The sequence below is a fragment of the Microcoleus sp. B5-D4 genome (assembly GCF_036705145.1).
In the GTDB taxonomy this organism is placed as follows: domain Bacteria; phylum Cyanobacteriota; class Cyanobacteriia; order Cyanobacteriales; family Microcoleaceae; genus Microcoleus.
The window spans coordinates 141530-151876 of the sequence record NZ_JAUBTV010000008.1 but is presented as its reverse complement, the minus strand read 5'-3'; the positions used below and the strand labels follow the sequence as shown (position 1 = coordinate 151876).

Sequence of the window (10347 nt, the reverse complement as noted above, 5' to 3'; positions counted from 1 at the left end):
ACTCACGCTTTGTCTCGGATGATTCACTTTTACCCCCTCAATCCGCGTATGTGCCAGTTGGGGGTGCGGAATGTGGGTTTAAACTACTCGTTCTCTTCTCTTACCAGAAAGAATTGGTTTAAAGCCGCAACCATAAGTGGGAGAAATTAAAAGAAGACTATTCATTACTCCAATCCTCTTCCTTCCAGGTAGATGTCGCCCCGCGTGCGGTCAACTGTCAACTGTCAACTGTCAACTGTCAACTGTCAACTGAAGCATTTATCATCAGCATCTTCCCGGTTCCTTAAATACTTATAGAAAACAAGTTTTAAAACCAGAGGGAATGGGAAAAAATTTAAAACTTGCTCAATGCTTTCCTTTGTTTATTCCATTCTGGCTTGGCTGAAGTTAGCACCTGTATAACCGGTTGTCAGCCAAAGAATAGCCCTAGCGCCGTCGCGAACAGCTTTTTGCATCGGTTCGGGGGTTCGCCCAGACGGAACTGCCACAGGCTTAAAACTAATGCCTCGACTACCGAGTACGATTTCGCCGATAATCTGAGCTCGCCGCATATGATCGTCAGAAGTGATCAGATACACGCTCTCAATCCCTTGAGCTTTCAATTCATCTACGAGCGTAGTAAAATTTGTTACCGTATCCACTGCTCTGTAGTCTAAGTGCAGGCGATCGGACTCAATTCCCGCTTCTGAAAACACCCATTCAGCGAACTCGGGATTGCTCCCAGACGACACCCAAATCGGCAATTCAGGATGATCCAGAGCAAATTTGGCGGCAAACACCTCTCGCTCCGTAGCCCCACCTAGAACTAACAAAGCTTGGGGTCTCTGAAATTCGCTCTTAAGCTGCTGATACCCAAACCAACACGCCATCAAAAGCCCTACTAGGAACCAAAAACTGCGTGAAGTATTCAAAGGCTGGTAACGCCGCGTGTTTGAATTGATTCTTAACCACATCTAAACCTATAAAAATTTTATGTAACTCACAAAGGAACCATAGCAAAAAATACCGCACGTACAGCCCACTAACAGGAATTAAAAATTAAAATTTAAAAAAGGGTCAGGGGATCATAGATTTTAGATTTTAGATTTTAGATTTTAGATTGACTCTACGCTTGTGGTGGGGCTTAAACGGGGGATTTGAGATTTTAGATTTCAGATTTTATAGCAACCGCCTGGGCGGTTGCTATAAAATCTGCGAGCCAATTCCTTAGCGGATATGCAAAACAGAGGGTTAAAACTTAGGCTTACCCCTCATGCTTTTAATTTTTCTTGATTTTTAACGGGACTGGCCGGGTTCGAACCGGCGACCTAGCGCTTCAGATTTGTGTGAGTTTCCCCACTCTCTGGACTATACCTTCACCATATGCTTGCAGCTTTTAGGTGGTGACCGTCTAGTCTCTAAACCTTCCTGATTTCAATATAGGCGATCGCATAATCGCCCTGAACTCAGGCTTGGCTTGGTATTGCCTTAGAGTCATAGGAACCCACGAACTCTTTAGGTTTCACCAAATTTGACCACATTCACTCCTAGAGTTTCCTCGCAGGGTGCCCGATTCTTCAGGAGGCGCTTGCTCTATCCATCTGAGCCACAGCCCCAGTTGCTAAACCGTTTTGATTATAGCAGTTAATGTCGATTTTGAACTTTTTATTTTGGATGATTAGCGATCGCCAGTTGCCAATTTCGCAGCGATGCGGGCAAAGTTTTCGGCTGCGGTGAGTTTACCCGCACCGTAACAGGCGCGCTGTCTCCATGCGGTGACGGGGAGATGTCCGGGGGGAGCATCTTCGTTGAAGGAGAGCTCGCTGTAATATTTCCAATTTTCCTTGACTCTCCAGCCGACTCGATCGCAAAATTCAGTATAATTTGCCTCGGTACTTGCCCAAATCAGCTGCTGCACGCTCAACCCGAACCGCCCGCTGCTGTATTGTTGCCAAAGTTGGTCGATCGTGCGAAGGTCTGTAGGAGGAAAACTGTCAATATCGGCTGCACTCAGCCAGCCTTCGTCTTCCCTGACAGCGATTTTCAGCAAGATTTCCCAAGTGTGTTCATCAGCTTTGCGCCATTTTCCGGTTTCTAATAGCTTTGTCAGTTGGCGGTAGTCCATCCCTACTTCGGAGATAGCCGGAGTTTGGTCAGGTATGGCGCCGATTTTGTCTTCTAGTCGCAGTAGAGTGCTGACAATCAATTCGGGGTTTAGTTGTTCGAGGCGGTACAGAACCCATTCTAACTGAGATTGAATGTATGTGCGGGCGATCGCACCTTGCTGCACTTCCCCCTGCAACTCATCAAATTTAGCTAACCAATTTTGTTGATTGCGGGCCAATTCCCACATTTGTTTTGCCCACTGCAATCTAACTTGTTCTTTTTTTAAATAAGTTTTGGAAGGCTTAGCACGCTGCGGGTAGGGAGTCAAATCCCAGCCGCAAATCGAGCACCACTCTGCTTTTTCTTCTATGTATTCAGCACCGCACACTGGACAGTTAGACATATTGCCATAAATTCGGTTGCCAAGTAATTATATCAATTCCCGTTGCACTCAGACATGATGTTGACTGTTGACTGTTGACTGTTGACTGTGAATCGAACAACTGAAAATTGCGCCGAGATAGGTTGCGACTTGTAAAAATCCTTCATGAATTGCCCTCTAATTTATCACCTGACGATGCAGCCGGAAACGATATTATATGACATCCGGTAAATTAACCCTCATTCGATTAGGTACGCACTTTGCAACCTACAATTACAGTTTTTCTGTACTAATGTGGGCATTTAGCACCCGAAAGTTAGAGTTATTTATAGCGCTCTAACAAGGCAAGCGAATACTAAACAAACTGCCTTGGCCCAACTCAGATTTTACCTCGATCGTGCCGCGGTGAGCTTCGACTATTTGGCGGCAGAGGTGTAGTCCCAAACCTGTACCGGATCTCCTGTGAGTTCCCGGGCCAAACCTTTCAAATAACTTTGCTTTTTCGGTGGGAGAAATGCCTGCACCGGTGTCTTGGATTTCTATGATTACCCATGCCAGCGGTTGGTTTCCGAAGCTCGTATAAGCAGGTGAATTGGCAGCTTTTAAGCTGACATCTATTGAGCCGTTGTCGGTGAATTTAATCGCATTTCCGATTAAATTTGTCAGCAAGCGGTGCAGCTCCAGACGATCGCCCGGATACTTCGCAATCGGTGCACTTTCTGCACTTTCTGTCAAGTCTAAATTTACCGACAAACCTTTAGCATCGGCTAGGGGAGCTAGTTCTTCAGCTACCTCAGTAATAAGCTGGCGCAAATCCACCGCAGCGAAACTTAGGGATTTGGCGCCTGCTTCGTAGCGGTAGACTTCCAGCAGCATATTTACGAGCGCGATCAGGTTTTTGTTGCTGCGAACCATCGTCCCCAAAGCCTCGCCCATCTGAGGCGAAATTTCTCCCAAAGCTCCCTGCTGCATTAAAGTTATCATTCGATCGGCTGCTACGAGGGGCGTCCGCAAGTCGTGAGCGAGTCGAGAGACAAAATCTTCGCGCTGGAGGGCGATCGAATTGCGCTCGTCTACGCTGTGTTTTAGCCGCAGGAGCGATCGAACCCTCGCCAGCAGTTCATCCATTTCCACTGGTTTGCGGATGAAATCGTCTGCTCCCATGTCCAATCCCTGCACTACGCTCGCACTGTCGTGAGCAGTGATCAGCAAAATCGGCATAAAGGGCAATTCCTTATTGTCTCGGATTCGTTTAGTGACTTCGTAACCATCCATTCCCGGCATCATCACGTCTAGCAGTACCAAATCCGGGGCTGACTTGTCAATTTGACTCAAGGCAGAAAAGCCGTTCTCTGCCGTGCTAATCTCGTAACCTTCTTCTTCTAGGATTGTTTGAACCAACAAAACATTATCTGGTGCGTCGTCTACCACCAGAATGCGATCGGCTTTTGTGGCATTCGGAACAGATAAATAACTCATTTAATTGTTAGCCTGGAAATAAATTCTAAACTTTAATATGGCATCCGATTTATGATTTCACATTTTTACACTTGTTAACTCTGTCATAAGGAATATCTCACAACTTTATCAAATCTTTTTACTTTTGAGCACTCGGATGTAATATAATCTACTACTTGGTTGTCATCGTATGCACACCGTCCCAATCGTCCGGCGGGGGTACTTCCAAATATCTCAGGGATCGATCGAGGTGAACTTCCACAGGTCGATCGCTGGGTCGCATTGCTAAAGCCGCTTCAAAATAACTAATAGCTTTCTGAAAATTTCTAGCAATATAAGCATCCCTACCGTTACTGTAAAGTTCCAAAAACCGAAGGGTTTCCCCATCAATGGGTTCAGAACTATTTTGCAGCAACTCGTAAATACCCACTGGCTGATTTTTGCCCTTAACCCGCACCTTGTCTAACTCTCGCACCCAAATTCCTTCGCGACACAAACTGTATGTAAATTCGCTCAAAATTATATCGCATCCGTACTCCTTTGTAAGCTGTTCCAATCGCGAACTCAAATTCACCGCATCCCCGATTACCGTGTAATCCATTCGCTTTTGAGAACCAATATTTCCCGAAACCACCTCTCCGGAACTAATTCCAATTCCGAAGCGAAACGGATCTTCGCCGGGGCGAGAATCATTAAACTCTTTCAAACGCCGGCGCATATCTAAAGCCGACTGAACCGCCATCCAACCGTGACTTTCCGGAGGATTCAGCGGCAGGGGCGCGCCGAACACGGCCATTAAAGCATCACCGATAAACTTGTCTAAAGTGCCTTCGTAGTGGAAAACGGCCTCCACCATCGTCTCAAAATATTCGTTCAGCAGGGATACCACATCCGACGCTCCCAAATTTTCAGTCAACGTGGTGTAGCCGCGAATGTCAGAAAATAAAATAGTCACTTCTTTGCGTTCGCCCACCATCAGGGCGCCTTCACCCAAGGCCATCACTTTATCTACGACTCCAGGAGTCAGGTAGCGGTACATCGTATTTTTCATCCGCTTTTCGTGGCTGATGTCTTCGAGTACCACTAAACCGCCGCGCACGCCGCCTTCTGGATTGATTAGCGGGTTGACAGTCAAATTCAAACTACGTTCAATTACTTTAATTCGAGAGGCGGGGATGGGCAGCGGACAATAAGGGTGATACAGGGCAGAATTTCGCAGCGCAAATAGAGATTGGGCATTAGCTAATTCTGCCAGCGCTACTTCCTCAGTCCACGCGCGGTTTTCGCCCCAAGCGTAATATAAATTAGGATCAGCGCGATCGGGCACTGCCAAAATATAACTTTCTTCTTCTTCTTCTTCTTCTTCTTCTCCTTCTTTTTGTTGGGAATTTAGCGTTTTTTCTACCAACAGTCCCACAGTTAAACTTTGTTCGGGAACGTAATGTCGGGCAGCAATTTTGAGACTGTCTTCTAGTCGAAATTGCAAATTTTCGATCGGCACAACTTCCCAAACATAGCGATTCACCAGTTTATCTTCCCAAATCTGGGGATTGTGTTTGCTTTTAGCTTGATTTACCGGACAGCCCAACAATTCTAGGGCTGCTTCGTTGATAGTCACAACTCGCCCCTTCAAATCGGTGGAAATCACTGCATCAGAAAGACTTTGCAGCATATCTTTCTGATACTGCTTTTCCACCATCACGTTCTGAAACAGTTGAGAATTTTGCAACGCCATTCCCGCTTGGGAATTAAACGCTCGCAAAAACTCTTCGTCGGAAGGGGTGAAAGTACCTTGGTTCTTATTAATTAGCTGAGTTACCCCGATCAGCTCACCTTTAGCGTTATGCACGGGCATACACAAGACAGTCCGAGTGCGGTATCCCGTTTGCCCGTCTGTAGAGGGGTCAAAGCGGGGATCGTCGTAAGCATCTGTAATATTTAGAGGTTGACCGGTCGAAGCCACGTAGCCAGCAATTCCCTTATTAGCAGGAATGCGGAGATCTACCATCGTTTTGCCGTCAGCCTTGGCGACTTTTGTCCAAAGTTCGTTGGTTTCCCGATTTAACAAAAATAGCGTGCTGCGATCGGCTTGCATCAAGTCGCGAGCTTGATCCATGACAGAGCGCAAAGTTGTTTCCAAGTCAAGACTTTGACCCAAAGTCGTGGTGGCTCTCAACAGTGCGGCAACCCCTCGCTGGTTGCGGGCGACGACGTAGAAAGACTGACAGCTTTCGAGAATAATCCCGATCGAATCTGCAAAAGCCTGGAACTGCTGTTCGTCTTCCTCGCTAAAGGAGACATTGCCAGCTTTATTTAACAGTCTGACCACTGCTACGGGTTCATGTTGGCTCTTGCTGCTAAAAATCGGCATACAGAGCATAGTGTCGATTTGATAGCCCGGTGGTTCGTCTACTTCGGAATTAAAATACTCGTGCGATCGAGCTTCGGCGACATTAATCGATTTTCCGGTTGTTGCTACGTAGCCTAAAATGCCTGCATCCATAGGCAAGCGTACTTCTACCTCCTCGCCCGTAAGTGGATCGAGTGTTTTGTGCCACAGTTGATTTTTGTTGGAGTCAACCAAAAAAATTGTTGTCCGGTCTGCTTGCAAAATTTGACCAATTTTGACAGTGAAGGCATCTAAAAGTTGCTCTAAGAGACTTTCGAGTGCTTCATTGTTAATCAGGTCCATCGCCCGGATAAATTGCTGAAATTCAGCCGTGATAAAGTCCAGCAGGCACACTAATTCAGGAACTGGCAGGCTCTTAACACGGGAGGTCAATGCCCCCATAAAATTGACTTGAGTCAGTGTAGCCAGAACGCTACCAGCATTGGAGAATGTCATGATTAACTGCTTGCTCAGAGGGGTAGACTGACCGCAGGTCGATCGGCGCTAGATTCGGCAGCCGTGCAAACTCTTGAATTTGTTTGCAAGCGCATCGGCACTCGCTTGTCGCTTTGATGAATCGTGAGTTCAAAAGTGGCGCACGCAACTTCAGTGTGCTTGTGATGTATGCTCGATCGATCTTTTTTACAACCTCGATGATACTGATGAGGGTTCGTCCATTCAAGCTGAACTTGAGTTCGCAAAACAGAAGGCCTGAAAATTAGGTGACAAGCTTTAGTTCGATCGAGAGTGCAATGTGGATTGGACGCCCTGTGCTCGGCCCCAGCGCGCGGTGTGACTGTTTTAGCGCACTCGGCGACCGTATCCGGTCAGGTAAAGGGCGCTATGAAAGCAGCGCGCAAGGCATTCCTACAGAGCTACTCATAGTTTAATGGTAAACGCAACAGCAGGATAGCGACGGTAATTTATGCAGCAAAAAAGTTCGATCGGTCTTTGAAAACATCCCTGTTCACTACCAACTGACGATCGAACAGCCAAGCTAAGCTGGCGGTGATGTTTAAAGGTGCTACAGATCCTGACATTTAGGCCGCTCTGGGCACAGACTGGGCAAATACCACTGATTGATAGTAGCGCTGGAGTTGTGCCGCGGCGGCTGCCCAACCCCAGCGTTCGGCTTCTCGGCGAGCGTTGTGGCGCAGGGTTTCCCGTTCTTCGGGATTCGCAAACAGACGCTGGGTGGCGGCGAGTGCTCCTTCTTCGTCGGCGGGATCAAATAGATATCCGTTAACACCGTCGGTGACGATATCGGGAATTCCGCCGCTGCGCGCCGCCACTACAGGCGTCCCCGCAGCCATTGCTTCTAGGAGCACTAAGCCCAGGGTTTCGGTGCGGGATGGAAAAATGAAGGCGTCGGCCGATGCGTAAGCTCTTGCGAGTTCTTGCCCCTTGAGGTAGCCGACAAAATTGGTGGGTGTACCGGCAAAAAATTGTTCAAGGGTTTGCCGGTGCGGGCCGTCTCCCACTAGGGCGAGGCGGGCGTCGGGAATCGCTGCGAGGACTGGTTTGATGCGTTCGATTTCTTTTTCTGCACCGAGGCGGCCGACGTACAGCAGCAGGGGACTGTCTGGGTTATTTGCAGAAAGGCGCGATCGCATTTCTCGACTTGCCAATTCCGGGACAAACATTTCAGTATCTACGCCCCGCTGCCACAAATCTACTCGCTCAATGCCGTGGGTTCTCAATTCTTCCACCATTGCTGTAGAAGTACACAGATTCAATTCTGCTTGGTTGTGGGCACCTTTGAGCAATTCCCACAATAAAGGTTCGAGGACTCCGAAACCATAGTGGTGCAAGTATTTGGGCAAATGGGTGTGGTAAGAAGCCAAAATCGGAATATTCAACTTTTTGCCGTAATATATACCGCCCAATCCCAAAATAGCGGGATTGACAACGTGAATAATATCCGGTTTAAACTGCTCTAATTGGCGGCCGACAGCGGGAGAAGGAAGTGCCATTTTCAATTCCGGGTACATCGGCAAAGGCAAGCCCTCCACACCGTAAACTCGTGCGCCTTTGTATTCTTTAATTCCGTAATCTGGAGAAAATATCAGAACTTGTTCGCCCGATCGCTGCAAGTGATCTACAGTGTGAATCAGGCGCGTCACAATGCCGTCTATTTTCGGCAAAAATGTTTCAGTGAACAGAGCAATTTTCATAAAAATAAGTTACTTAGGGAGCCGATAATCATAGCTTGGGGCAAACGTCATCGGTAACAGGATACACTGTGTCGGGGGAGTAAGTCATTGCGTGCGATCGGCTGCTTTTCTACACTTCTTCTTTCTGTTGCACTACCGCTAATTCCGAGCGATAGGTTTTTGGGATAAAATGCCAATTCCCTGAATGCCAATTGATACAATTATCCCACCTAAAAGCCATCCCACACTTTCGGTCAAGCAATTAATTCTGTGAATTTCCTGTGCTGTTCCGGCAATTTATCTTGTTTTTTAAGTGGCAGATAAGCCTTCGCTAACTCGCCACTAATTTAGATCACTCGGCGTTACAGCAGCCCATTCCCCTATTAAATAATAAGCAAAAACTGCCCTCGCTGAAAATCCAGGCAGAACCACCAAAAGCAACAGAATGAGAATTTGATTTTTCAGGGAATTTTTTCCCAAACAAGCCAGCCATAAAAACCTGATGCCATTTTTTAATTAACCGCAGAGGACACAGAGGACACAGAGAAAGAGATAAAAAAGATAGATCATCGTAATATACAGCCAAATCCATTCAGAACTTGCGAACCCTTCTCCTCTCTTCCCTTCTTTCCTCTTGCTTCGCGCCCTTCGCGCCTTCGCGGTTCGTTAAAAAAATTTTTACCCGCAAATAGATACCAGAAATTACTTCCAAGAAACCTTCGGCAAAATCTGGTTTTTATCGACACGGTGCTGATATTTTGTAGCAAAATTCAGCAGAGAATCGAGCAGGGAATCTGAGAGGTAGTGCGGTTGCAAACCGAGGTCTAGCAAATTGGTGTTTTTGGCATTGAAATAATGTTCTTCTTTCTCGACTCTGGGATTTTCGATGTTGTTGATTTCTACTTTTAATCCCATTGCCATGCCTGCTTTTTGCACCAAGGAGGCTAAGTCGCCGACGCTGAATTGTTCGGTGAATTGGTTGAAGACGCGGAATTGTCCGGCTTCGGCGGGGTTGGCTAGAGCCAATTCCACGCACCGCACGGTATCCCGAATGTCTAAGAAGCTGCGGGTTTGTCCGCCACTGCCGTAAACTGTCAGAGGATGACCGATCGCAGCTTGGATGCAAAATCTGTTCAATGCTGTACCGAATACTCCGTCGTAGTCCAAACGGTTGATCAACAGTTCATCCATGCCGGTTTCATCTGTGAGCACGCCGTAGACTACGCCCTGATTTAAGTCGGTGGCTCTTAAACCCCAGATTTTGCAAGCAAAATGGATGTTGTGGGAGTCGTGGACTTTTGACAGGTGGTAGAAACTGCCTGGTTGTTTGGGATAGGGTAGTGTATCCTTGCGGCCGTTGTGTTCGATCGTAATGTAGCCTTCTTCAATGTCAATATTCGGCGTGCCGTATTCGCCCATTGTCCCCAATTTCACTAGGTGACAATCGGGGAAGTCTTCGCGGATGGCGTACAGCAGGTTGAGTGTCCCGACGACGTTATTGACTTGGGTGAGGACTGCGTGTTCGCGATCGATCATTGAGAAAGGTGCCGAACGCTGTTCGCCGAAATGGACGATCGCCTCTGGTGCAAATTTTCTCATGCTTTTGCTGAGAAAATCGTAGTTGGTGATGTCACCGACGAACAAGTCGATCGACTTGCCCGTTAAATCTTGCCATCGCTGGAGTCGTTGCTGAATCGGTGCGATGGGAGTGAGGGTGTCGCTGCACAGTTCCAGATCCCAGTGCCGCCGCACGAAGCTGTCGAGGATGCCAACTTCGTAACCTTTGTTAGAAAGGTAGAGTGCGGTTGCCCAACCGCAATAGCCATCGCCACCAATAACCAGGACTTTCATAAATCAACGGTGAATCTTGCTTGCCAATA

6 protein-coding genes are annotated in these 10347 nt (G+C 47.4%); all 6 read right to left on the bottom strand.

Annotated features, from left to right (window positions below):
* Positions 1–362: 362 nt before the first annotated feature.
* The 6 genes from QUB10_RS06215 to QUB10_RS06190 all read right to left on the bottom strand — a co-directional run bounded on the left by QUB10_RS06215 (position 363) and on the right by QUB10_RS06190 (position 10318).
* A complete protein-coding gene (locus QUB10_RS06215; RefSeq protein WP_333200471.1) occupies positions 363–953 on the bottom strand; it encodes a YdcF family protein in 591 nt (196 codons plus the stop codon).
* Between the two features lie 704 nt (positions 954–1657).
* Entirely contained in the window at positions 1658–2488 is an 831-nt protein-coding gene (locus QUB10_RS06210) for a GUN4 domain-containing protein (protein ID WP_333200469.1), read from the bottom strand.
* Positions 2489–2803: 315 nt separating this feature from the next.
* On the bottom strand, positions 2804–3946 hold the full coding sequence (locus QUB10_RS06205) for a hybrid sensor histidine kinase/response regulator (RefSeq protein ID WP_333200467.1): 1143 nt from the start codon (positions 3944–3946) through the stop codon (positions 2804–2806).
* Positions 3947–4097: 151 nt separating this feature from the next.
* Entirely contained in the window at positions 4098–6770 is a 2673-nt protein-coding gene (locus QUB10_RS06200) for a GAF domain-containing protein (RefSeq protein ID WP_333200465.1), read from the bottom strand.
* Between the two features lie 584 nt (positions 6771–7354).
* Positions 7355–8488: a glycosyltransferase family 1 protein gene (locus QUB10_RS06195; protein ID WP_333200463.1), complete on the bottom strand. Its 1134-nt coding sequence runs from the start codon at positions 8486–8488 to the stop codon at positions 7355–7357.
* Between the two features lie 681 nt (positions 8489–9169).
* Entirely contained in the window at positions 9170–10318 is a 1149-nt protein-coding gene (locus QUB10_RS06190; RefSeq protein ID WP_333057384.1) for an NAD-dependent epimerase/dehydratase family protein, read from the bottom strand.
* Positions 10319–10347 lie beyond the last annotated feature (29 nt).

What these genes read in the sequence shown, in the direction of transcription:
- QUB10_RS06215 (WP_333200471.1), bottom strand. Translation starts at nt 953, where the DNA reads ATGTGGTTAAGAATCAATTCAAACACGCGGCGTTACCAGCCTTTGAAT.
- QUB10_RS06210 (WP_333200469.1), bottom strand. Translation starts at nt 2,488, where the DNA reads ATGTCTAACTGTCCAGTGTGCGGTGCTGAATACATAGAAGAAAAAGCA.
- QUB10_RS06205 (WP_333200467.1), bottom strand. Translation starts at nt 3,946, where the DNA reads ATGAGTTATTTATCTGTTCCGAATGCCACAAAAGCCGATCGCATTCTG.
- QUB10_RS06200 (WP_333200465.1), bottom strand. Translation starts at nt 6,770, where the DNA reads ATGACATTCTCCAATGCTGGTAGCGTTCTGGCTACACTGACTCAAGTC.
- QUB10_RS06195 (WP_333200463.1), bottom strand. Translation starts at nt 8,488, where the DNA reads ATGAAAATTGCTCTGTTCACTGAAACATTTTTGCCGAAAATAGACGGC.
- QUB10_RS06190 (WP_333057384.1), bottom strand. Translation starts at nt 10,318, where the DNA reads ATGAAAGTCCTGGTTATTGGTGGCGATGGCTATTGCGGTTGGGCAACC.